At 62.2% G+C, this 21,816-nt stretch carries 21 protein-coding genes and 1 riboswitch; of the genes, 10 read left to right on the top strand and 11 right to left on the bottom strand.

Going from position 1 to position 21,816, the window contains the following annotated elements:
* The first annotated feature begins 77 nt into the window (after positions 1-77).
* Positions 78-189: riboswitch (TPP riboswitch) on the top strand.
* Positions 187-1,938, top strand: coding sequence for a phosphomethylpyrimidine synthase ThiC (gene thiC / locus DCC24_RS06030; RefSeq protein ID WP_110099020.1), 1,752 nt, complete (start codon positions 187-189; stop codon positions 1,936-1,938). It overlaps the preceding riboswitch by 3 nt.
* Positions 1,939-1,948: 10 nt before the next feature.
* Here the strand turns inward: thiC and DCC24_RS06025 are convergent, their stop codons facing one another.
* From DCC24_RS06025 to DCC24_RS05995, 7 genes are all read right to left on the bottom strand, one after another.
* Positions 1,949-3,202 (bottom strand): HAMP domain-containing sensor histidine kinase, encoded by a 1,254-nt coding sequence (locus DCC24_RS06025; RefSeq protein ID WP_110099019.1) that lies wholly within the window; start codon positions 3,200-3,202, stop codon positions 1,949-1,951.
* The gene (locus DCC24_RS06020; RefSeq protein WP_110099018.1) at positions 3,195-3,899 is read right to left on the bottom strand and encodes a response regulator transcription factor; all 705 of its coding nucleotides are present in this window, start codon (positions 3,897-3,899) and stop codon (positions 3,195-3,197) included. The genes DCC24_RS06025 and DCC24_RS06020 overlap by 8 nt, the downstream gene beginning before the upstream one ends.
* Before the next feature lie 42 nt (positions 3,900-3,941).
* Positions 3,942-5,141 (bottom strand): ABC transporter permease, encoded by a 1,200-nt coding sequence (locus tag DCC24_RS06015; RefSeq protein WP_233492002.1) that lies wholly within the window; start codon positions 5,139-5,141, stop codon positions 3,942-3,944.
* A complete protein-coding gene (locus DCC24_RS06010; protein WP_110099017.1) occupies positions 5,138-5,857 on the bottom strand; it encodes an ABC transporter ATP-binding protein in 720 nt (239 codons plus the stop codon). Before DCC24_RS06010 ends, DCC24_RS06015 begins: the two co-directional genes overlap by 4 nt.
* Entirely contained in the window at positions 5,854-6,912 is a 1,059-nt protein-coding gene (locus DCC24_RS06005; protein WP_110099016.1) for an efflux RND transporter periplasmic adaptor subunit, read from the bottom strand. The genes DCC24_RS06010 and DCC24_RS06005 overlap by 4 nt, the downstream gene beginning before the upstream one ends.
* Positions 6,909-7,445: a hypothetical protein gene (locus DCC24_RS06000; protein WP_110099015.1), complete on the bottom strand. Its 537-nt coding sequence runs from the start codon at positions 7,443-7,445 to the stop codon at positions 6,909-6,911. The genes DCC24_RS06005 and DCC24_RS06000 overlap by 4 nt, the downstream gene beginning before the upstream one ends.
* Positions 7,446-7,653: 208 nt before the next feature.
* On the bottom strand, positions 7,654-8,574 hold the full coding sequence (locus DCC24_RS05995) for a 3-hydroxyacyl-CoA dehydrogenase (protein WP_110099014.1): 921 nt from the start codon (positions 8,572-8,574) through the stop codon (positions 7,654-7,656).
* 316 nt (positions 8,575-8,890) lie between these two features.
* Here DCC24_RS05995 and DCC24_RS05990 point away from each other — a divergent pair, with 316 nt between their 5' ends.
* From DCC24_RS05990 to DCC24_RS05975, 4 genes are read left to right on the top strand one after another with little or no spacing between them, the layout of a single operon-like run.
* Entirely contained in the window at positions 8,891-10,369 is a 1,479-nt protein-coding gene (locus DCC24_RS05990) for a class I adenylate-forming enzyme family protein (RefSeq protein WP_110099013.1), read from the top strand.
* A gap of 43 nt (positions 10,370-10,412) precedes the next feature.
* Entirely contained in the window at positions 10,413-12,281 is a 1,869-nt protein-coding gene (locus DCC24_RS05985) for a DUF3556 domain-containing protein (RefSeq protein WP_110099012.1), read from the top strand.
* Entirely contained in the window at positions 12,278-13,762 is a 1,485-nt protein-coding gene (locus DCC24_RS05980) for an NAD(P)/FAD-dependent oxidoreductase (protein ID WP_110099011.1), read from the top strand. Before DCC24_RS05985 ends, DCC24_RS05980 begins: the two co-directional genes overlap by 4 nt.
* A complete protein-coding gene (locus DCC24_RS05975) occupies positions 13,722-14,972 on the top strand; it encodes a CdaR family transcriptional regulator (RefSeq protein ID WP_110099010.1) in 1,251 nt (416 codons plus the stop codon). The genes DCC24_RS05980 and DCC24_RS05975 overlap by 41 nt, the downstream gene beginning before the upstream one ends.
* A gap of 274 nt (positions 14,973-15,246) precedes the next feature.
* On the opposite strand, the gene DCC24_RS05970 is transcribed toward DCC24_RS05975, so the two are convergent.
* Positions 15,247-15,933, bottom strand: coding sequence for a hypothetical protein (locus DCC24_RS05970; RefSeq protein WP_110099009.1), 687 nt, complete (start codon positions 15,931-15,933; stop codon positions 15,247-15,249).
* Between the two features lie 118 nt (positions 15,934-16,051).
* On the opposite strand from DCC24_RS05970, the gene DCC24_RS05965 reads away from it, so the two are divergent.
* From DCC24_RS05965 to DCC24_RS05950, 5 genes are all read left to right on the top strand, one after another.
* Positions 16,052-16,657: a TetR/AcrR family transcriptional regulator gene (locus DCC24_RS05965; RefSeq protein WP_110099008.1), complete on the top strand. Its 606-nt coding sequence runs from the start codon at positions 16,052-16,054 to the stop codon at positions 16,655-16,657.
* Between the two features lie 355 nt (positions 16,658-17,012).
* Entirely contained in the window at positions 17,013-17,285 is a 273-nt protein-coding gene (locus tag DCC24_RS05960) for a GntR family transcriptional regulator (protein WP_369859991.1), read from the top strand.
* 32 nt (positions 17,286-17,317) lie between these two features.
* Entirely contained in the window at positions 17,318-17,482 is a 165-nt protein-coding gene (locus DCC24_RS12620) for an ATP-binding cassette domain-containing protein (protein ID WP_369859989.1), read from the top strand.
* Positions 17,483-17,515: 33 nt separating this feature from the next.
* Complete coding sequence (locus tag DCC24_RS05955) at positions 17,516-18,217, top strand: ABC transporter ATP-binding protein (RefSeq protein ID WP_369859987.1); 702 nt, start codon at positions 17,516-17,518, stop codon at positions 18,215-18,217.
* A complete protein-coding gene (locus tag DCC24_RS05950; protein WP_110099007.1) occupies positions 18,214-18,990 on the top strand; it encodes a hypothetical protein in 777 nt (258 codons plus the stop codon). The genes DCC24_RS05955 and DCC24_RS05950 overlap by 4 nt, the downstream gene beginning before the upstream one ends.
* Positions 18,991-19,049: 59 nt before the next feature.
* Here the strand turns inward: DCC24_RS05950 and DCC24_RS05945 are convergent, their stop codons facing one another.
* From DCC24_RS05945 to DCC24_RS05940, 3 genes are all read right to left on the bottom strand, one after another.
* Positions 19,050-19,886 carry a dicarboxylate/amino acid:cation symporter gene (locus DCC24_RS05945; protein WP_255410802.1) on the bottom strand — a complete coding sequence of 279 codons (837 nt, stop codon included), beginning with the start codon at positions 19,884-19,886 and terminating at the stop codon, positions 19,050-19,052.
* A gap of 44 nt (positions 19,887-19,930) precedes the next feature.
* A complete protein-coding gene (locus DCC24_RS12525) occupies positions 19,931-20,317 on the bottom strand; it encodes a dicarboxylate/amino acid:cation symporter (protein WP_255410801.1) in 387 nt (128 codons plus the stop codon).
* A gap of 266 nt (positions 20,318-20,583) precedes the next feature.
* Positions 20,584-21,798, bottom strand: coding sequence for an acyl-CoA dehydrogenase family protein (locus DCC24_RS05940; RefSeq protein WP_110099006.1), 1,215 nt, complete (start codon positions 21,796-21,798; stop codon positions 20,584-20,586).
* Positions 21,799-21,816 lie beyond the last annotated feature (18 nt).

Raw genomic sequence — 21,816 nt, 5'->3', positions numbered from 1 at the left:
AACGCTGTGCACGCGGTGGTCCGGGGCGTAACAACCTCGGCCACCGCGTGTGCTGGGCCTGAACTTCGGTAGGATGTGGGTGACCTCACGGGCGCTCTGAGCACAGAGCTGAGATCGGACCGAGGCTGTCCGAGCACCGTTTGAACCTGTCCGGGTCATGCCGGCGAAGGAAGAAGGAGTTCTTGCATGACGCATACCTCACCCCTGAACTATTCCACCCACAGCGCTGACTACCTCGTTGACGAAGAGCACGGGATTAAGGTCCCGGTCACCCGCATCCGCCAGGATGATTCTCCCAACGGTGAGCGTAATGAACCGTTCACGGTCTATCGCACCACCGGGCCCGGCTCGGATCCGGTCCGAGGCCTGCCGGGATTGCGCGAGGAGTGGATTGCTGCTCGCGACGATGTGGAGACCTACCAGGCCCGCGGCCGGAAGCTGGAAGATGACGGCGCCAAGGCGCTACGTCGTGGGGCGGCCAGCCAAGAGTGGCAGGGCTCCCAACGGGCCCCGCTCCGGGCCAAGCCCGGGCGTCGGGTGACCCAGATGCACTACGCCCGCAACGGGCAGATCACCCCGGAAATGCGGTTCGTGGCCCTGCGTGAGGGCGTGGATGTCGAGCTGGTGCGTTCCGAGGTGGCCGCCGGTCGGGCGATTATCCCTAATAACGTCAATCACCCCGAATCCGAGCCGATGATTATCGGTAAGGCCTTCAGCGTGAAGGTCAACGCCAATATTGGAAATTCCGCGGTGACCTCCTCGATCGCTGAAGAGGTCTCCAAAATGCAGTGGGCCACCCAGTGGGGTGCTGATACCGTGATGGATTTGTCCACCGGCGATGACATTCACACCACCCGCGAGTGGATTATCCGCAACTCGCCGGTGCCGATCGGTACCGTGCCGATTTATCAGGCGCTGGAGAAAGTCAACGGCGACCACCAGGCGCTGACCTGGGAGATCTTTCGCGACACGGTGATCGAACAGTGCGAACAAGGTGTGGACTATATGACGATCCACGCCGGTGTGTTGTTGCGCTACGTGCCGTTGACCGCCGAGCGGGTGACCGGGATTGTCTCCCGCGGTGGCTCGATTATGGCCGGCTGGTGCCTGGGCCACCATCAGGAGAGCTTTTTGTACGAGAACTTTGATGAGCTGTGCGAGATCTTCGCCCAGTACGATGTGGCCTTCTCCCTGGGAGACGGGTTACGCCCGGGCTCGTTGGCCGATGCCAACGATGATGCGCAGTTCGCCGAGTTGGAGACCCTGGCCGAGCTGACCCAGCGGGCCTGGGAATACGACGTGCAGGTCATGGTCGAAGGCCCCGGCCACATTCCGTTGCATTTGGTGCGCGAGAATGTCGAGAAACAACAGGAACTCTGCCACGGTGCCCCGTTCTACACGCTCGGGCCGCTGGTGACCGATATTGCCCCGGGCTATGACCACATCACCAGCGCCATCGGCGCCACTGAGATTGCCCGATACGGGACCGCGATGCTGTGCTACGTGACCCCGAAGGAACACCTGGGGCTACCGAACCGCGATGACGTGAAAACCGGGGTGATCACCTATAAGATCGCCGCCCACGCCGCGGATGTGGCCAAGGGCCACCCGGGGGCTCGGGACCGGGATGATGCGCTGTCGAAGGCACGATTCGAGTTCCGGTGGCGGGACCAGTTCGGGCTGTCGTTGGATCCGCAGACCGCCGAGGAATTCCACGACGAGACTCTGCCGGCCGAACCGGCTAAGACCGCGCATTTCTGCTCGATGTGCGGGCCGAAATTCTGCTCGATGCGGATCTCGCAAGATATTCGGGATGAGTTCGGCAATGTCGATGAACAAGCCCGGATCGTGCAACAGGGCATGGCGGCCAAGGCGCGGGAGTTTCGGGAGGCCGGGGGCACCGTCTACCTTCCGGACCCGGCGTTCCCGGCCCGCTAGGAGGATCCCGTTACGTAGTCTGCCCGGTGGTGGCGCGTGGAAGCGTGACGGTCACGATCAGTCCACCACCCGGGCGGGCCGTGAGCTCCAGCTCGCCGTGGGAGCGTTCCACGATGGCGGCCACAATCGCCAGACCGAGCCCACGGCTGGTGCCACCGGCGCGGCCCCGGGCAGTGTGGAAGGGCTCGGTCAAATGGGCAAGGACCTCAGGGTCAATCATCTCACCGGCACCCTCCACCCGCAGCTGCACATCACCGGTCTCATCTGTGTCGACCGGGGGCTTAGCGGGGGCTAGGGTTGCGGTGCGCACCGTGAGCACGCCGTTATCCCGATTATGCCGGATCGCGTTTTCCACCAGATTCTGCATCAATTGCACGAGCAATCGCTCGTCGGCGTCGGCCACCGCCGGACCCAACTCGGTGGTGACCTGTAGCCCGCGCTCGTCGGCGGCGACGGTGTACTGGTCGAGCACCGTCTCGGCGACCTCGGCAAGATCCACCGGGCCGGTCTGAATTCCGCCGGCTTCGGCCTCGGCCAAGTCCAGCAGGGATTCCACGGTGCTACTACTGCGCGCATTGAGTTCGGCCAATCGCTCGAGTACTTGGCGATCCACGACCCCGGGGGTTGCCCGGGCCACATCCAGGATGGTTTTGGAGGCAGCCAGCGGGGTGCGTAGCTCGTGGGAGGCATTGGCGGCAAACCGTCGTTGGGCGGTGTTATAGCGCTGAATATTCTCCAGCATCGCATCGAAGGTCTGGGCCAGATCGACGATCTCATCGCGGGGCCCTCTCAGTCCGATCCGGTGGTCCAACCGGCCGCTGGCAGCGATCTGGGCGGCCTCGTTGATCTGGGCCAGCGGACGCAACATCCGCCCGGCCAGCCACCAGGCGACCAGCGAACTGAGCACAGCCAAGATCAGCAGCACAATAACCGAGACGGTGATCAGCAACGTGATGAGATCTTCGCGGCTGTGGACCTCGACAGAGAAACTGCCGCCGGGGCCCTCGGCACCATCAGCCACCGCTGATCCCTCGGTCCCAGCCGGTGGGTGGGTGCTATCGGGGACGATGAGCACCGAACCATCCTCGCCGGTAGCACCGACGCGTCCGAAGGAATAGTCCGGCCCCAGCCCCAGGTAGGTCACCAGCACCGTCAACAGCACCGCCCCGCAGATGATGACCAGCACCGCGTAGGAAAAGGCCAGGCGGGTCCGGGCGCTGAACCGGTGGGTCGGGCGCAACCGTTGGGGCGGCTGCTCAGTCATGATCGGCCCGCGGGCTGGTCGTCGGGGCAGGCTCGGGGTCGGCGTCCACCGTGTAGCCCACCCCGGAGATGGTACGGATCACCCAGGGCTCGCCGAGCTTGCGGCGCAGGGAGCTGATGGTGACCTTCACCGACTGGGTGAACGGGTTGGCGTTTTCATCCCAGGCTTCGGCCAACAGCTGTTCGGCGCTGATCACCCGGCCAGGCTCGCACATCAGGGTTTCTAGCACCGCAAATTCCTTGGGGCTGAGCCGAATGTTGCGCCCCGACCGGGTGACCTCGTGTCGGAAAGGGTCCAGCCTCACCCCGCCGGCACGGTATTGGGCCGGGCGCGGGGTGAAACGACGACGCCCCAAGGCCCGGACTCGGGCCACCAGCTCGTCGAATTCAAAGGGCTTGGTCAGATAGTCGTCGGCGCCTAAGGACAGTCCGTCGACTTTCTCCTCGACTCTGCCGGCTGCGGTGACCATCAGGATCGCCGGCCGATCCACCTCGGCATCCAGGCGCTGGCAGACCTCGTCGCCGTGTATGCCTGGGATATCCCGATCCAACAGCATCACGTCGTAGTCAATAGTGGCCACCGCGTGTAACGCCTGGTGGCCATCGGTGGCGATATCGGCCGAGATGGACGACAGCGCCAGCCCGTCTCGGATCGCTTCGGCCAGATACTGCTGGTCTTCAACGATCAATACCCGCATGAACGGCTCCCGGTAGTTGGTGTGGTGGTGTGGTGGCGGGGATCATGTGCTCAGTGCCGCGGTCGGGGAGGTGTTCGCTGCGCGCATGGCCGGCAAGACCCCGGCGATCGCCCCGACCAGGATGGTCACGGTGATCCCCAATAGTGGAATCAGCAGCGGGAGCGTGGGCGTCCACCCGTTGACCAGGGAGACGACCAGGGTACACAGCCCGCCTAACACGATGCCGGCGACGCCACCGTAGCTCGCCAGTAGCACCGATTCAACCATAAACTGGCGCCGAATGTGGACGCGAGTAGCACCTAGTGCCCGGCGCAAGCCGATCTCGCGACGGCGCTCCATGACGGTGATGACCATGATATTGGCCACCCCGATCCCGCCGACCAACAGCGCGATCGAGCCCACGCCCACCAGCAGTCCGGTAAAGGCGGTATCGATGGCATTTTGGGCCGCCAGTGTGTCGGAGGGGCGACTGACGCTGACCTCATTGGGCCGTTGCGGGTTGATGGTCGAGGGGATCAGATCCCGCACGGCAGTCACCGCCTCGTCGGTAGAGCGTTCAAACAGTGTGGTCGGTGAGCCGGAGAACTCTAGCTGCTGGTGGGCCTGCTCGGCGCCGACGAGCACCGAGGTGTTCAACTCCGCAGCCAGGGGTGAGGGGTTGAGGATGCCCAGCACCGTGTAGGTGATTCCGTTGAGACTCACCGTTGCACCCGGGGTGGCGATGCCGAGGCGTTGGGCGGCGGTGGCCCCCAGCACGGTGGTGGGGTACTGGCCGGTGGCCCGATTGAACCAGGTGCCGTTACGCAACGAGGTGGAGGTGACCTCCAAGAGTTCCTCATCGGCGGCGGCCACGGTGAGCCCATTGGTTTGGCCCGGATCGATGTGGGAGTTGCGGTAGGCGTGCACACCGGTCAGTTCGGCCAACCAACTGACCTGTTCGACCCCGTCGACCCGACGGAGCCGAGCCGCGGAATCGGCCGGCAGCACGGTCTGTTCTCCGGAGAAAGACTCGCCCGGGGTCACGGTGAGCATATTGGTGCCCAGGGCGGCCAGGCGTTCTTGCACTTTGGCCTGGCTCGACAGCGAGATCCCGATGACCGCGATCATCGCAGCGATCCCAATGGCGATCCCCAGGGCCGACAGGGTGGCCCGAGCCGGATGGGCACGCACCCCGTTCCAGCCCAGACGCAACAGGTCGGTCAGGCGCAGCCGGGAGGCATGGATGGTGGTCGGTGCGCTCACGTCATCTCACTTTCAGCTGTGATCGGTGCGTGCGTGCCGGTATCGGATTCCACCGCGCCATCGCGGATCGCGATCTGGCGGGGGAACCGGGCGGCAACGTCGCGGTCGTGGGTAATCACCAGCACCGTGGTGCCGGATTCGTTGAGTTGTTCCAGGATGTCCATCACCTGCGCGCCGGAGCGGGAGTCTAAGGCTCCGGTCGGCTCATCGGCCAGCAATAAAGGTGGGTTGCCGACCACTGCCCGGGCGATGGCCACGCGTTGACGTTGCCCGCCGGAGAGTTGTTTCGGGGTGTGAGCCGCTCGGTCAGTCAAGCCCACCCGGGCCAGGGCGTGATGGGCGCGTTCGCGCCGCTCGTCCAGCGGTAGCCCCCGGTACAGCAAACCGGTGGCAACATTATCGACAGCGGTCTGGGACTCATCGAGGTGGTACTGCTGGAAGACGAACCCGATCAGCGTGGCCCGCAAGGCGGACAGCTCGGCGTCACTGGCGGCCGAGGCGCGGTGCCCGGCGAGGATCACCTCGCCACTGGTGGCTCGATCGAGGGTGCCGATCAGATTCAGCAACGTGGTTTTGCCCGAACCACTCGGCCCAATGATCGCCACGCGCTCGCCGGGGTGCACGTCAAAACTCACCCCGTCTAACGCCACGGTGGGCGGGGACCCGTAGGTACGGCAGACCTGTTGCAGGGACAATAGGGTCTCGGCGGTACTCACTCGGCCACCGCCACCTTATCGCCGGCCGCAAGCTCACCGGAGGTGACCTCCACCATCTCATCGGCGAACTTTCCGACCTTGATCGGCACGCGCTGCACGGTGTCCCCGTCGACGACGTCAACGGCGTAGCCGCCACCGGATTGGGCCAGCAACGCGCGCACTGGGACGGTCAGCACGTCCTCGGCCACCGTGCGGGTCGCCACGACCGTGACGGGAACATTGGCATAGGAGGCGGCCACGGACGGGTCTTTTAACGCCACCCGGACCGGAATCGTCACGCTGGTCTTGCCGGAATCGTCCTCTTTTTCCACGGCGGGATCGACCTGTTCGACGACTCCCTCGGCTTCGTCACCGTTGGGTAGCCGCACGGTGACCTCTTGGCCGGTGGTCAGTAAGTCTTGCTGGGCGGTTTGCACCTCTGCGGTGGCAAATAGCCTGGTGTCGGTGACTTCCAGGACCCCGTCACTGGCGGGGCTACCGGCTTCGGACAGGCGTTTATTGACCCGCACATCGCTGGGCAGAAAGACCACGCGACCACGCTCGATCTGCTGAGTCTGGGGCAGGCCGAGATCCTTTTGCCACCGTCCAATCGCCGTAGCGGTGGCTGCATCGAAGCGTTGATCCGGTGTACTGGAGAAGTAGTCGAGATCCGCCAGGTTCTGCTCGAGTTGTTCCACATCGCGACCGTTGGGCATACCCAACTCAAAGGTGCGCCAGGCCGGCAACTTGCCGCGCATAGCTACCACCGGGCGGTCGTCGAGACGCATCAGCTCCTCGCCTGGTTGCACGGTGCTACCCGGTGAGGCCACCGAGGTCAGCGTGCCGGAGAGCTCGGTGCCCACCGTCTGGGCGGGACCATATCCCAGGGTGCCTTTGACCTCAACGCGTTCGTGTAGGTCGGTTTGTTCAGCATTGGCGGTCTCGACCTCAGCGGCTGTGGGAGCCGGATCCTCGTCGTGGACCGCATTGGCGACCACGAAGCCACCGGCTCCGGCTGCCAAGACACCGGCGACGAGCACAGAGCCGATGACCGCCCGAGATTTCAGGGTACTCACTGGCCCACCTCTGCTCCGGGGATCAGGCCGGCTTCATTCGAGCACTGTTCGACATCGGCTGGATCGGCATCCGGCACGCCACTGACGACCGGCCCCTGGCCCGAGCTGAAGTCCGGATCCGGTACATCGTAGCCAGCTTCGCGCATACACCGGGAGAACTCCAGCATCATGGCTTCCAGATCCGAGTTATCGGCGACATTGGCGTCCTGCGGTGGCGGACCGATCTTTTCCTCGCAACTCTGCAAAGCCGCGTCGAAAGCGGCCGGGTCTTCACTGCCACCAAAGGAGCCGTCGGGGTTGACCGGAATCGCACCACCGTCGCCGAGCTCAATCCCCTCATCGTTCATGCACTGGGTGAAATCGTGTTGCCACTGTTCCACGCTCGAGGCGCTACCGGCATTGAGCTCCGTCTCCGCGCTCGCCCCGGAGTCGTTGTTCTGATCTTTGCCGTCACCGCAGGCACTCAACACAAGAGTTGCCGCACACACAGCGGCCGATACCTGGAGCACACCGGGCTTGATGAGTTGACGCATCTGATAACCTCCGTCGTTGGCGTCGGGGCCGACCGGCTGATTGTCCTCGCCGTCGGCGTCCTGAACAACAGGACATGTTCCAGTCTCGGAGACCGAAGGTTGTCAGAAGGTAAAGAGATGTTCTCGCGGTGTCACCAGTCCGTACACACACACATCGCCCGCCGGCACACCGGGTGCCGACGGGCGATGAGCTACAGCAGAGTAGCGATTAGCTCTCGGACGACCAATCGCGGGTAGCCAACTCAGACAGGCCGGTGGGTTCACCGTTGTCGTCGTAGAGGTAGAAACCCTTACCGTTCTCGACGCCGAGGTAGTCGTTGTCCAAGGCCCACTTCAGACGGCGTGCCATCTCTTGAGCGTCCTCGTCATCGGTCTTATTGGACTCGATGGCGTACGCGACACCGAAGCCGACCAGGTCGTACAGGCGGAACGGAGTGAAGCGGTCGCCTTCGGTGATGATCCGGGCCACCTTCTCGACGGTTGCCACGTCGGTGATGCCACGGGTCCACAGCATGGAGCCGTTCTGCAACCAGGGCACGAACAGTGTGTTGATCACGTAGCCCGGGTGCTCCTTGTTGAGCTCGATCGGCACCATGCCGAACTCCTCAGCGGCCTCCACAGCGGTCTTGAAGACCTCGGGATCGGTCTGGCCGGTGGGCATGATCTCGACAATGTTCTGCTTGTGAATGTCATTGGCGAAATGCATCGCCAGGTACTTCTCGGGGCGACCGGTCAGCTCGGCGAAGTCCGAGGGGCGGAAGGTCGAGGTGTTGGTGGCCACGATGGTCTTCTCGGGCAACAGCTCAGCGAGCTTGCCGTACAAGTCGTTCTTGATCTCGGTTTTCTCCGGAACGGCCTCAATGATCAGATCGGCGTCCTTGACGGCTTCTGCCAGATCAGCGGTCTGGGTAATGCGCTGGCGACCCTCGGTGATCTTCTCTTCGGGCTGATCGGTGAAGTACTGGCGGTACTTCTTCGCGATGTTCTCGAACCGGCCCTCAGCGGCCTTGAGTGCGTCGTCGTTAATGTCGTAGCTCACCACGTTCTTGCCGTTGTAAGCGGCGAACATAGCGATCTGTGCGCCCAGATTTCCGGCGCCCAACACGGTCAAATTCTGAACATCAGACATTGTGTCTCCCATCTGCAGTTATGGAGCGGTTACATCGTATGGTCAACTCCGTTCCGTACAGTTGCGATGCTACGCCCCGCCCCGCGGGATGTGTAGGGGCTACTGGCGCCAGCACACCAGGCAACCGATCGCCCAGAGTGAACCGCGGGTTAAGGCGGTCGGGACAGTTTCAGCCAGCAGTCATAGTGCAGACTGCACAAGCGCCGCTGCGAAGTTTGTGGTCACAGGCTATGTGATCTAGCTCACAACCGGTTTAGAGTGAAGGCACACAGACACCATCGACGACGAGAGTCATCAGTAGCAGGAGGTTTCCCCGATGTCTACCTACTTCCCGTGGCTAGCCCCGTCCGAGCGAGCAGATCAGACCTGTTTGACCGATGCGAACCACTCACTGTCGTATCGAGAATTATCGGAGAGTTCTCGGGCGTTTGCCTCCCAGCTGGCCGACCACGGTATCGGCCACGGCGATGTGGTGGCCATCATGTTGCCCAATCGCATCGAACTGGTGGTCGCGATTTTTGCTGCCTGGCGTCTGGGCGCTGCCGCCACGCCGATCAACCCAGTGTTTACCGACCGGGAGGCCACGCATCAGCTCACCGACTCTGGGGCGAAGGTGATCGTCACCGCAGAACCGGATCGCTTCGCTGAGCGACTGGCCACCATCGATGTCAACGACGTGCTGGCTGAGGACAAGACGACCGAGAACCCCGCCGCCGACCACGAGCCCGAACCGGAATCGGCTGCCCAAGATATTGCGTTGCTGATCTACACCAGTGGCTCCACCGGTCGGCCCAAGGGCGTGATGCTCGATCACGCGAATCTGCACGCAATGACCGAACAAATGATGGGGGCCTTTAATTTCACCGGCGACGAGCACTGTCTGCTGGTGCTGCCACTGTTCCACTCCAATGCGTTGCTGGTCAGTATCCTCACCCCGCTACGGGCCGGGACCCGGACCACCATTCTGGAGCGCTTCCACCCGGTGGACTTTTTGGAAGCGATTGCAACATACCGCCCCACTTATTTCTCGTGCGTGCCCACCATCCTGGCCCATCTCACCGCCCTACCAGCCGAGGCCATGCCGGACACCAGCTCGCTACGCTTTGCCGTCTGCGGTGCGGCTCCGGCCTCGGCGGAACTGCTCCAGCGGGCCGAGGAGATGTTCGATATCGCCATTGTCGAAGGGTACGGGCTCACCGAAGGCACCTGTGCATCGGCCTCGAATCCCATTGAGGGGGTGCGTAAGCCCGGCACCGTCGGTACCGCGCTACCCGGCCAACAGATCCGGATTGTCGACCCCGAAGGCAACGAGGTGCCCACCGGTGAAACCGGCGAAATCATCATTAGTGGTCCCGCCGTGATGCGGGGCTATCTCGGCAAACCCGAGGCCACCGCCAAGACCGTGGTCGATGGCTGGTTGCACACCGGTGATGTTGGCAAGCTCGACGAGGATGGGTATCTCACCATTGTCGACCGCATCAAAGACATGATTATCCGTGGCGGGGAGAACATCTACCCCAAGGAGATCGAATCCGTGCTCTACGGCGTCGAGGGTGTGCTGGAAGCTGCGGTCATCAGCAAACCCGACCCCTCCCTGGGCGAAGTCCCCGTCGCTCGCGTTTCGCTGTACTCCGGCAGCACCCTCACACCCGAGGACTTGCTGGCCGAATGTCGCAAGCACCTGACCAAGATCAAGGTGCCCGTTGAACTGACGATCATTGACGAGATTCCCAAGAACCCCGTCGGCAAGATCGATAAGCCCCGTCTGCGCCAGGAGCTATCGGCAGCCTCCTAGCGCCCCCTCTGAGTTTTTTCGACCCACGTTTCAAGGAGGAATCATGGGTTTCCGCACTCCGGACCTGCCCCCGGCAGGTCCCGTACCACTGGATCAGATGCCTTTCCGAGACCGCATGAAGACCCTCACTCAGCATTGGGGCGAGTACGGTTTCGGCGTCCCGAAGTACATCCTGTTGTTTTATATCGTGAAAATGGCCCTCTACATCGCCCTCGGTGTGGTTGTCGTGGGGCTTACCACCCCGGCGCTGGGCGGTTTTGGCGCGTTCACCGAGTGGTGGACCGAACCTATTGTCTACCTGAAACTGATGATCTGGACGATCCTGTTCGAGATTACCGGCCTGTCCTCGTCCTCAGGGCCATTGGCGTTCAAGATCCGCCCACCGATCGGTGGCATCCTCTACTACCTACGCCCCGGCACGCTGCGCGTACCGCCGTGGCCGGATAAGGTACCCGGTACCTCCGGGGACCACCGCACGCTGTGGGACGTGGGGGTGTATATCGCGCTCTTAGCCAACCTAGTGTTCCTGCTGATGCACCCGGGTACCCGCACCGAGCTGGTCCCCGACGCCCAAGCCGGGCTGTTGCCAGCCTGGGCGATGCTGACCTATTTAGGCCTGCTGGGTTTGATGGGGTTGCGCGATAAGGTCGTGTTCCTCACCTCACGAGCCGAACAGTACCCGCCGATCTTGTTGGCTTTTGCGGTCCTGGCCAGCTTCACCGATATGATCATCGCCGCCAAGGTCGTGATCGTCGTGGTCTGGGTCGGGGCAGCGATTTCGAAGTTCGGACGTCACTTCACCCCGACGGTGGCAGCGATGATGGCTAATACGCCCTGGATCCCCACGCGGGCGGCCAAACGGGCGCTGTACCGGGACTTCCCGCGAGATATGCGGCCCTCACGGTTCACCACCATCATGGCTCACGGACTCGGGACCTTGGTGGAGGGTGTGGCACCGCTGGTCTTGTTGTTCTCCACCAACCGCACCCTGACCTTGATTGCGCTGGTGGCCATCATCGCCTTCCACGTGTTCATCATCTCGACCCTGCCGCTGGCGGTCCCGCTGGAGTGGAATATCTTCTTTATCTTTGCCGCCTACTTCCTGTTCTGGAATTACCCGGCTGAAGCCGGCTACGGGGTTTTCGACTTTAGCTCGCCGTGGGTCGCTGCCGCGGTGATTGGCGGTATGGTGATCTGGCCGATTATCGGTAATATTCGCCCGGACTGGATCTCCTTCTTGGTCTCCTACCGTCAGTACGCCGGCAACTGGGCCTGCACCGTGTGGGCCTTCCGCGACGAGGAAGCCGAAAAAAAACTGGAGACCCACATCACGAAGTCCAATCAGATGCACTCCACCCAGCTCAAGGCAGCCTTCGGTGAAGAGCTGGCTGGGATATTCACCGAGAAAGGCAATGCCTTCCGCGCCATGCACAGTATGGGACGGGCTTGTTACTCGATGCTGTACCGGCACACCAACAATATCGACACCTACCGGTTACGAGAAGGCGAGACGATTTGTTCGCCGCTGATCGGCTGGCAGTTCGGTGACGGTCACCTCCACGATGAGCGCCTGATCAACGCCGTGCAGAAACGGTGCAACTACGAACCGGGCGACCTGGTGGTGGTCTTCACCGAATCGGAGCCCATCCACCGTAACCGGACCGAGTACCGGGTGATTGATGCGGCCTTGGGCGTGGTGGAGCGTGGCTGGTACTACACCCGGGACTCCTCCGAGACCCAGCCGTGGCTACCCGATGGCCCGATCCCGCACACCGTGACCTGGACCCGTCCGGGCTATCAGGCACCCGGTGATGCGATCTATGGCCGTCACGACAGTGACGCGGAGATCACGGGTGACCCGCAGGTCAAGGTTGTACCCGTCACAGTTGATCGTGAGAAAATAACGGAATGACGACAGCGATGGTGGTCGGCAGCGGGCCCAATGGGCTCGCTGCCGCCGTGACACTGGCCCGTGCAGGACTAGGGGTCACCGTGCTGGAAGCCGCCGAACAACCCGGCGGTGGAGCCCGCTCAGCGGAACTCACGGTGCCTGGAGTTCTCCACGATGAATGCTCCGGCTTCCACCCCCTTGCGGTGGACACCGCCTTTTCTGCCACCGCCCACCTGGATCGCTACGGCTTGCAGTGGCGGCGCCCTGAGGTGCAATATGCCCAACCATTGGACGGCGGCGCCGGGGCAGCAGCCTTGCAGGACGTGGCTACCACAGCCCAACACCTCGGGGAGGACGGGGCGATGTGGCAGCGGGTCTTTGGGCCACTGTCCGAAAACTTCCCGGAGATCACCGAGGACTTTTTGCAACCGATGTTGCACCTGCCACATCACGTGTGCAAGCTGGCCCACTTCGGAGCCTTTGCCGGCATGCCGGCTACCCTGCTCGGAAAACTGTGGCACACACCTCAGGCACGCGCCCTCTTCGCAGGGGTGGCCGCCCACGCCTTCCGCCCCTTCGGCTCTCTGGCGTCTTCGGCTATCGGGATTGCGTTGGGCACCGCCGCCCACACCTACGGGTGGCCGGTGGCAGCCGGAGGATCTCAGGCCATCTCGGCGGCGATGATCGCGGCACTGGAGGATCTCGGCGGGCGGGTAGAAACCGGGCTGCGCGTACGGTCCTTGTTGGATCTACCGCCAGCCGATGTGGTCATGCTCGATATCAGTCCGGCCGCCGCGCTGGAAATCGGCGGGGCGCAGATCCCATACCCAGTCCGGTGCGGGTTGCGGTCCTTCCGGCACGGGCCCGGAGCATTCGTGGTGAACTTTGCCGTGGAAGGTGGCATCCCCTGGCGGTACGAGCCAGCCCGGTCTGCCGGCACGGTACACGTGGGCGGGACCTATCACGAGGTCGCTACTGCAGAGCGAGAAATCCACCGAGGAAGGATGCCCGACCGGCCCTTCGTGCTCTTGGGCCAGCAGTATTTGGCGGATCCGGATCGCTCTGCCGGCACGGTTCATCCGGTGGATGCCTACGCACACGTACCGGCCGGATTCCGCGGAGATGCCACGGTCGCGATCGAGGAACAGATCGAACGGTTTGCCCCCGGGTTCCGCGACCGGATCGTGGGCCGATACGTCCGGTCAGCCCAGGACCTAGAATCCCACAACGCCAACTATGTGGGTGGGGACATCGTCACCGGCGCCAATTCAGCCTGGCAGTTGCTGATGCGGCCCCGGCCGAGTATCAACCCCTATTCGCTCGGTGCACCGGGACTCTACCTCTGTTCGGCGGCCACCCCGCCCGGAGCCGGTGCCCACGGGATGTGTGGCTATAACGCGGCCCAGTCAGCCCTGGCTGAACTCCGGCGGGCCGGCAGAATTGAGGAAAGGAGCCCGGTGCGTGGAGACCGAGATCTCGCTGGTCGGCCAGAGAATGTCTGAGCGACTCGAGGAAATCAGTTCGGAGACGACCAAAACCATCGCCCGGAACGTGGACTATCTCGACGAGCCCGAGTTACTCACGTCCTTGGCGGCCAGTGTGGAAGGCAATGCCACCACGATTGCCTCCATGCTGTGTAACGCCATCCCGCTCGAGCGAGTCCAGGCTCATCCGGCTACCATCGAATATGCTCATCGCCTCGCCCAACGGGGGATCCCCTCGGATTCGCTGCGCAGGGCCTACCACGTGGGAACGGCAGCGTTTCGTGCCTTTGTTTTTGAAGAAGTGTTGGCTTTGGATAGCCCGCCCGAAGCCAAGCTGGAAATCCAGCACTATATCGATGGGTTCTTTCACAGCTATATTGACTGGATCACCCAGGAAGTGCTGGCTGTCCACGCGGAGGAAACACGGCACCGGTTAGAAGATAGCGCTTCAGCCACCTCGAGCCTGGTCCGCCAGGTGCTGGACCAGCAGCCCGTGGCTCCCAGTACCTTTGAGGCACGCGCCCACTATCGGCTGGATCTGATTCACCGAGCGGCAATGGTTTGGGTGGATGACGCCAACCCGGGGGTGGATTCCACGCCGGCCCTGCTGACGCTGACCTCGCAGGTTGCTCGTGCCTTCGGACGTGGCACCCCGCACCTGTTTACTGCTGTTGACCGGGGATTAGCGTGGGTCTGGTTCGGGGTGGGACGAGCCCAACGACCCGACCCCGCCCAGCTTGACGCCGCGCTGGCAGAATTGCCGGGTAGCAAGATTGCCTTTGGTAGTACCGAAGCCGGTGTCGTCGGTTTTCGCTGTTCCCATGTGCAAGCCGAGGCCGCGATGCGCGTGGCGTTAGCCTCGGGGAAGACCACACCACGGGCTATGTTCTACGGCGACCCAGGTGTAGCCATTACCTCGGTGCTGGTCCATGATCTGCCAGCAACCCAGGCTTGGGTCGCCGACCAACTGCGCGGGTTGTGTGAGGCCAGCGAGAACGCGGAGCGATTGCGAGAGACGCTGAGCTGCTTTCTGGCAAATGAGAGTAGCCATACCCGCACCGCAAACGCGATGAACTTACACCGCAATACCGTCCGCTACCGGGTGGAGAAGGCCATCGAGCTGCGCGGGAAACCTTTGGCCAGTACTCCCACCGATTTAGCGATGGCCCTGCAGGTCTGTGAGATCCTCGGGCTGGCCACGCGACAGTTCAGTGAACAGTCCGGATGAATCGCTGGAGGTGAAGGGCCGAGTGCGGTGAGATTAGCAGTATCAGCGACTGCACCGCCGGCTGGATCAAGGCCTCTTCTGCAACACGCATGAAGGACCCATCGACGCGGAACTGAAGATTGTCGTGTCAGCTACTTCATGACTCAACGCGTGAGCTGACTGTGTATTGGTACATACTGCGCGGCGACTTGGAATGTGGTGGTGCAGTTGAGCAAACCGTGGGTATGGCACGAATTGAGCACCCGCGCGTCGGAGTATGGCCACCACAGAAAACCTAGTTGGACGGGGCATGACGGAACTGCTGCCTGTCCCCGCGGTCGCGCACAATCACGCCTCGATCGCTCAACTGCTCGCGCAAGGATTCAGCCTCTCCGGCTTTCCCGTCCGCAAGTGCACGACGACGGGCCCTCAGCAACGCGTGGACAGGCTCATCCAGATCCGCGCTACGGTCCACCCACTCCACAAATTCCGACTCCCGCGGGTCACCGATGCCCCGCCAGGGATATCCGAACGCACTGAATGCTGCCCCCAGCTTGGTGGCCAGTCCGCTATCCGAACCAGTGCGGGAAAGCTCCCGTGAAGTAGTATCCGTCAGCACCAGCTCCTCCTTGTCCATGAAGACCTGTGAGATCTCCTGCCGGGAGAATGTGGAAGAGCCGGTCTTGGTGTCAACCCGGACTTCGTCGCCATCGATGACAACTCGGCCCACCTCCTCATTCCAGATGCCGAAGATGATCCAGCCCCCGACTGCTCCGAGCACAGTCATCAGTGGAAGCGACCAAACCAGCGGAACTTGGTCAATCAGCCGTAACGGTGTCGGAGCCGAGTCCACGCGCTCCAGAAGCCAGGAGACCACCGGGCCGATCATAAACGTTGCGACCGCTCCGACTACTGCGCCTACCGTGGCGAACACTGGCATCAGTTTCGAGTTCACAGTGACCGTGATGCTCGATTCGGACATGACTGTTACTCCTCAGGTAGCGCGGGTGGATTGCTCCGGCAATGCGGGAGCAACTACCATGGTATCCTAAAACCGAGCGTTCGCTCTAATAATTTGTTGGCAACGAGGCGAAGGTGGCATGGCACGCAGGACCGACCCTGAAAAACACGCCGCTAGGCGGCAACACATTCTCAACAGTGCTGCGGTGCTGTTTGCCGAGCAGGGTTATGAACGAACTACCACCGCACAGTTGTGCTCCCAGGCAGGGATCGGCCTCGGCACTCTGTACCACTACTTCTCGGGGAAAAAGCGGATTTTCCTGGAAGTGCTCACTCAGGACGAACAGGATACCCGTGCACTGCTGGATAGGCTGATGAGCGCCCCCGATCCTCTGGAGGCTCTGCTAACATTCGTTGCCCATCTGGCAGAACCTGCCACCGAGCACCCGATCGTGCCCAAGCTTGTGCTGGAAGCGATGCTCCAAGCACATCGGGATTCTCAAGTGCTTGAAGTTCTCAACAATCAAGAGGTTTCTGAGGCAGAAGGTATCAAAGCGCTCCTCCAGCGTGCTGCGGAGGCTGGCCATGTTGACGCGGAGCTAGACCTGGATGAGGCGGCTGCCTGGATTGGTAGCCTCATCGGGGCTCTATACCTGCAAGCTGCCACCCATCCCGATTTCGATCCGGCTACGCATCAGCCCCATCTGATCCGGTCTGTGCGAACTTTTCTGCGCCCACTCGAATAGTTCGAACTTTCCCTCTTCGCGACGAATAAGTCTGCTTGCTGCAAGCGGCAAGGATATTGCTGGGGCCGGTGACAACGTCTTCCCCGGGGTGGAGAACTCATCTCAATCATCCCCAGTGTAGTGCTTGGGTGGAGTCGATCGTGGAAGGGGTTGACGCTTTCGCCCCCCTATGGTTAATTAGTGGAGTGATGAACCGCTGAGGTAGTAGAGGTGGTAACCGGGGCTGTTTCAGCGATGGAAGAAAGTGGTGAGCTGATGGTGGACGGACGACCGCTGTTCGTGCAGATCGCTGAAGAGATTGAGGGGTCTGTGATGGACGGTTCGCTCGCAGAGGGCGAGCGTGCTCCTTCCACCAATGAGCTTGCAACCTTCCACCAATGAGCTTGCAACCTTCCACCGAATCAATCCGGCTACCGCAGCCAAGGGCATCAACCTGCTAGTGGGCCGCGGGATTCTTATCAAGCGGCGCGGAGTGGGCATGTTCGTCGCCGAGGGTGCTGCCGAGCGACTGCGTGAAGAGCGCCGTCAGAGCTTCGCCGACCACTACCTCACACCGATGCTTGCCGAGGCCCGCCACATCGGGCTCTCGGTGGAGAACGTCATCGAGTTGCTGCGCGAACGGGCGTGAGCAGACCACCGACAACGAGTGAGAGGAACACGATGAGCAACGTCATCGAAACGCGCGGCCTGACCCGACGCTACGGCAGCACGGTGGCTCTGCATCCCACCGATCTGACCTTCGAGAAGGACACGATTCACGGGCTGCTGGGTCGCAACGGCGCCGGCAAGACCACCCTGATGTCCATCATCACCGCCCAGGAGTGACCCTCTGAGGGCGAGGTGAGAGTCTTCGGGCAGGTGCCGCACGAGAACGAGCAGGTGCTGCCGAAGATCTGCTTCGTCCGCGAGGACCAGAAATACCCCGACGACGCACGGGCCCATCATGCCTTCAACGCCGCCTCCCAGGCATTCGCCAACTGGGACTGGGAGCTGTGCCACCGGCTCTGTGAGGACTTTGCAGTGCCGAAGAAGACCAAGGTGAAGAAGATGTCGCGGGGGCAGCGTTCGGCGGTGGCCGTGATCATCGGCATCGCCTCCCGCGCGGAGGTCACCTTCTTCGACGAGCCCTATATGGGCCTGGACGCAGTGGCCCGCAAAGTCTTCTACGACCGGCTGCTGGAGGACTATGCCGAGCACCCACGGACCATTGTGCTCTCCAGCCACCTGATCGATGAGATCGCCCACCTGATCGAGAACGTGGTGCTGATCGACAAAGGCCGGATCGTATTGGACGAGCCCGCCGAGTCGCTGCGCGAACGTGCGGTGACCCTGGTGGGCCGTGCCGATGCGGTTCAGGAGATCGCTGCTGGGCGCGAAGTGCTGGCGCACGAGTCGCTGGGACGCATGGTGCGCACCACTGTGATGGGCGCACTGACCGATGACGAACGACAGCGGTTGCGCGAGCTGGACCTGGACGTGGTGCCGGTCTCGCTGCAGCAGCTGGTCGTCCACCTGACCACACAGACCACCGACCAGACTGCTGAGGAGGCTGCCCGATGAGCGCTGCAACTGTTGCCCCCACCGAGACCGCCACCGTCCCCCGAGCCAACAGCTTCGCCCGGGTGCCTGCCGCCTTCCGGCTGCAGTTCGCCGTTCCCACCATGCTGATCGGCGTGCCGGTCATGGTGTTCCTGATCGCCTGGGCCATCGCCCTGGGCCTAGGGGCCACCATTCATGTCATGGCGGATGAGACGATCGAGGATCCGATCTACACCGGGGCCGGCCAGGCCACCCTGTGGTCCCTGGGGTTCATGGCAGCCCATGCGGCCTCTCACACCTTCCCGTTCTCGCTGGCACTGAGCTTCAGCCGGCGTACCTTCGTCATAGGAGCTATTCTCTCCTTCGCGGCGGTCTCGGCAGGCTTCGGGCTGGCGGCCTCGCTGATGGCCTGGCTGGAACGGGCCACTGACGGGCTGGGTTTCAACACCTACGTGTTCGATCTGCCGTTTCTGACCCAGGGTGAGGGCAACAGCATCCCGCTGCTCGGCGTGGTGGCTGCCCTGCTCTGCCTGGTGGTCATGCTCTTCGGCTTCGGCGTGGTGCTGCTCTACCTGCGGCTGGGCTTGGCCCGGCTGTGGACGCTGATCCTCTCGGTGATCGTGGTGATCGCGGGTGCGGCAATACTGGTGACCCTCAACGAAGGATGGTCGCGAGTCTGGGAGTGGCTGGTCCAACAGAACGCGCTGAGCATCTCTGGCTGGCTGCTGCTGGTGGCAGCGGTGCAGTCGGTGGTCACCTACCTGATGATACGCAAAGCTACCTCCCGTGGCTGAGCACAGATAACTCCGCGCTGGGTTGAAGTAGCGAGAAAATCCCCCGGCACCTCGAGTGTTCAGGCTTCTTGCCTGGCGCGGGCTTTCTTCCGATCCCGGCGTTTTTCGCTCGCATCGACCCCGACAGTTCCAGCCAAGTCGCCGGTAATGTTATTCATCGTCCGAGCCATGTCGAGGATAGCGTCAATACCGGCAACGAGTGCTACTGGTGCCATGGACAGCCCTGCCGTATTAACGGCCATGGTCAACATGATGATCCCTGCTCCTGGAACACCGGCGGTGCCAATGGAAGCCAGGACACCGACCAAGATCACCGAGATGATTTCCGCAACAGACAGCGTGGTGCCCATAGCATCCGCAACAAAGACAACGGAAGCACCCACATAGATCGCGGTGCCGTCCATATTGATGGTGGCACCCAAGGGTAGTGTGAGCGAATAGGTGCTCTGTGGGATGCCGAGTTTTTCAGCAGCACGGCTAGAGACCGGAAGTGTACCTGAGCTAGAACGGGTGACAAATCCGGTCAGCATGGGTTCTTTGGCGGCCTTGAAGAATTCGAGGGGCGAACGTCGCATCGCAAGAATGAAGACGGCATACACCACGAGCATGACCACGACCGCGCCATAAATCACCAGGATGAGCTGTCCCAGTGGCACCAACGCTGAGACACCGATGTCACCGATCGCCACGGCTATCAGTGCAAAGACGCCAATGGGGGAATACTCCAGCACACCCCGAATAATCAGGAACAAGATCTCTTGCCCGGTCACGCAGATCTTGCGAATCGTCAAGGCCCCGTCGCGGATGCTCTCGTTATGACTATCGATCAAATAGGCCAGGGCAAAACCGACGATCAGCACGACAAACATAATGGCCAAGATGTCGCCCTCGGCCAGTGCCTGGAAGATGTTCTCCGGAAAAATATTGACAAATACGTCCGCTACGGGGGTGGGGCTTCCTCACCTTCTTGAGTAGCGTTCTCCGGGGCTGACAGGCCGCTCCCCGGGTTCACGAGCAGAGCTAGTCCCAGTCCAATGGAAATAGCAAAGCAGGTCGACAGCAGATAGTAGATGAAGATTTTTCCGCCAATACGACCGAGCTTTTGCGGGGTCACCGACGTAATTCCCACGATGAGCGTGGCCACGATGAGGGGAATGACCAGCATGTTGAGCAGGCGCAGGAAGATTTCGCCGAACGGCTCTAGGACCGTTGCGTCTTCGCCCCAGATCAGGCCGACGATGAGTCCAGCAAGAAGGGCTATGGCCAGTTTCCAGATCAGTGGGAAATCTAGATACCGTCTCCACCACGAATTCTTTGTGGACATCATCGACTCCTTGAGAATTTAGCCCAGGGCGTGCCACCTTACGGCGCACTGTCTCAAGGCGTCTTCCCTTAAGATCACTCGTCCCCGGCGTGTAACCGTCAACACCCCTCGATCGCAGTGGGTATCGCGAGGAGGGTCTGTATATATGCGCTTACAGGGATCGTACACAGCCGAACGGGTTGCGTGGCTCACAAGGCTAAACATGAACCAATGCTGGTCGATATCCCTTCGTATATCTCGAGCTGGGTGTCGCGCTGGGAAAGGCAGAGCTAGCCGCGGGCTTTGCGAGTGAAGGCCGAGATGCCGGTGATATCCCGGCCGACGATCAGAGCCTGGATGGAGTCGGTGCCTTCGTAGGTGGAGACGACTTCCATATCGGTTAGGTGCCGGGCGACGTGGTGTTCCAGCAGTAACCCGTTGCCACCTATCATGTCGCGGGCTTGACGGCAGATGGCCAACGCGGTGCGCGCTGTGGTCATTTTGACCAGGGAGGCCATGGCCTGGGTGAGCTGGTCTTGTTCTTGCAGTTCGGCCATCCGGGTGGTGAGTAGCTGAATTTGGGTGAGATCGGCGAGCATGGTGGCCAGTTTTTCTTGCACCAGCTGGAAAGAGGCAATCGGGGAGCCGAATTGTTCGCGCTGCAGGGCGTATTGGGCAGCGAGCTCGAAACCGGCCATGGCGTGGCCGACGGCTTCCCAGCTGGCCCCGCCCCGGGTGGCATTGAGCACCCGGGTGACGCCGGCGAAAGATTCGCAGTGCGCCAGCCGGTTCTCCTCGGGGACGACGACATTGTCGATGATGATATCGGCCTGCACGATGGCGCGTTTAGCCATCTTGCCTTCGATCGGGGTGGGCCGATATCCGGGTGGAAAGGTGCCATCGGGCTGTTTTTCGACAACGAAGGCTTTGACCTTACCGTCGGCGACGTCCCGGGCGTAGACCACGGTGCGATCGGCAGCGTGACCGTTGCCGATCCAGCGTTTATGGCCGTTGAGCACCCAGGTCTCGCCCTCGCGCCGGGCCGAGGTTTCGAGCGAGACCGAGTCGGAGCCGTGGGCGGGCTCAGTTAGGGCAAAGGCCCCGGTTTTGGTGATCCGAGCCATCTCGGGTAGCCAGCGTTGGCGTTGTTCTTCTGAGCCCAGCAGGTAGATCGAGCCCATGGCGAGGTTGGAGTGCACGCCGAGGAAGGTGTTGATTGACCCGTCGATGCGCCCGAATTCTCGGGCGACGATCCCGGCGCCGAGGCGGGAGAGCCCGGGGCAGCCGTAGTCGGGGATGTAGGTGCCGATCACCCCGAGTCCGGCCAACGGCTCCAGCACCGCGGTGGGTAGCTCGGCTCGCTCCCAGTGCTCGTTGATCACCGGCAGGATGTGTTCGTCCCCGAAGGCACGGATGCGGTCGCGTAAGTCACGAAGCTCCGGGCTGAGGCTTGCATCGAGCTGAAAGTAGTCGGCGTGGTGGATGACATCGTGCGGTGTTGCCATGGTGGGTCCTTGGTGGCT

Origin of the sequence: Auritidibacter sp. NML100628, assembly GCF_003185985.1 — a bacterium.
Taxonomy (GTDB): Bacteria; Actinomycetota; Actinomycetes; order Actinomycetales; family Micrococcaceae; genus Auritidibacter; species Auritidibacter ignavus.
This window is presented reverse-complemented; position numbering and strand designations above follow the sequence as displayed.

Coding starts and splice junctions, on each gene's coding strand:
- thiC (WP_110099020.1), top strand. CDS start 187: ATGACGCATACCTCACCCCTGAACTATTCCACCCACAGCGCTGACTAC.
- DCC24_RS05970 (WP_110099009.1), bottom strand. CDS start 15,933: ATGTCCGAATCGAGCATCACGGTCACTGTGAACTCGAAACTGATGCCA.
- DCC24_RS12620 (WP_369859989.1), top strand. CDS start 17,318: ATGAGCAACGTCATCGAAACGCGCGGCCTGACCCGACGCTACGGCAGC.
- DCC24_RS05960 (WP_369859991.1), top strand. CDS start 17,013: ATGAGCTTGCAACCTTCCACCAATGAGCTTGCAACCTTCCACCGAATC.
- DCC24_RS05940 (WP_110099006.1), bottom strand. CDS start 21,798: ATGGCAACACCGCACGATGTCATCCACCACGCCGACTACTTTCAGCTC.
- DCC24_RS06000 (WP_110099015.1), bottom strand. CDS start 7,445: ATGCGTCAACTCATCAAGCCCGGTGTGCTCCAGGTATCGGCCGCTGTG.
- DCC24_RS05985 (WP_110099012.1), top strand. CDS start 10,413: ATGGGTTTCCGCACTCCGGACCTGCCCCCGGCAGGTCCCGTACCACTG.
- DCC24_RS05965 (WP_110099008.1), top strand. CDS start 16,052: ATGGCACGCAGGACCGACCCTGAAAAACACGCCGCTAGGCGGCAACAC.
- DCC24_RS12525 (WP_255410801.1), bottom strand. CDS start 20,317: ATGATGTCCACAAAGAATTCGTGGTGGAGACGGTATCTAGATTTCCCA.
- DCC24_RS05995 (WP_110099014.1), bottom strand. CDS start 8,574: ATGTCTGATGTTCAGAATTTGACCGTGTTGGGCGCCGGAAATCTGGGC.
- DCC24_RS05990 (WP_110099013.1), top strand. CDS start 8,891: ATGTCTACCTACTTCCCGTGGCTAGCCCCGTCCGAGCGAGCAGATCAG.
- DCC24_RS05980 (WP_110099011.1), top strand. CDS start 12,278: ATGACGACAGCGATGGTGGTCGGCAGCGGGCCCAATGGGCTCGCTGCC.
- DCC24_RS06025 (WP_110099019.1), bottom strand. CDS start 3,202: ATGACTGAGCAGCCGCCCCAACGGTTGCGCCCGACCCACCGGTTCAGC.
- DCC24_RS05950 (WP_110099007.1), top strand. CDS start 18,214: ATGAGCGCTGCAACTGTTGCCCCCACCGAGACCGCCACCGTCCCCCGA.
- DCC24_RS06020 (WP_110099018.1), bottom strand. CDS start 3,899: ATGCGGGTATTGATCGTTGAAGACCAGCAGTATCTGGCCGAAGCGATC.